This is a genomic window from Shewanella sp. SM101 (assembly GCF_025654465.1).
In the GTDB taxonomy this organism is placed as follows: Bacteria; Pseudomonadota; Gammaproteobacteria; order Enterobacterales; family Shewanellaceae; genus Shewanella; species Shewanella oncorhynchi.
The window spans coordinates 1-765 of record NZ_JAKKRH010000142.1; the positions used below are offsets into that span (position 1 = coordinate 1).

General features: G+C 46.2%; 2 rRNA genes. Both read right to left on the reverse strand.

Annotation, left to right across the window (positions count from 1 at the left end):
* Nucleotides 1-197: ribosomal RNA gene (locus L5M38_RS24325) — 23S ribosomal RNA — on the reverse strand; the annotation flags it as partial.
* Between the two features lie 362 nt (nucleotides 198-559).
* A 16S ribosomal RNA gene (locus tag L5M38_RS24330) occupies nucleotides 560-765 on the reverse strand; the annotation flags it as partial.

Below are 765 nucleotides of genomic sequence, written 5' to 3' on the forward strand. Positions count from 1 at the left end.
TGTTTCAGTTCCCCTCGTTCGCCTCGCAACACTATGTATTCATGTTGCGATAACAGCTTATGCTGCTGGGTTCCCCCATTCGGACATCGTTAGCTCAAATGCTTGTTACTAGCTCGCCAACGCTTTTCGCAAGTTACTACGTCCTTCATCGCCTCTGACTGCCAAGGCATCCACCGTATACGCTTAGTCGCTTAACCATACAACCCAAATGAGTTTCACTCATCTGCGYCGCATTGCGACCAGCTTGGTTTTACTTGTCTCACTTCTGACCAAAGAAGTGGACGCGCCTTAGACGTAAACTATTCAGCAAAGAATAATTTACTATTGAATATTCAAGACACTTAATAAAGTGTTTGAGAACTCATGTTCAATGCTTGCGCATTAAACGTTTTGTAATTAATCACATGACAGACTCATGCAATTAAATACTATCAGCTTTCCAAATTGTTAAAGAACAATGCGTACCGGCTCGCGGCGCATTTAGCTCTGACTTCTCCTAAGAGAAGCTAAACAAGCAATCTGTGTGAACACTCAACAAACATTAAGTTAGTCGTATAGGTAAGGAGGTGATCCAGCCCCAGGTTCCCCTAGGGCTACCTTGTTACGACTTCACCCCAGTCATGAACCACAAAGTGGTGAGCGCCCCCCCGAAGGTTAAGCTACCCACTTCTTTTGCAGCCCACTCCCATGGTGTGACGGGCGGTGTGTACAAGGCCCGGGAACGTATTCACCGTGGCATTCTGATCCACGATTACTAGCGATTCC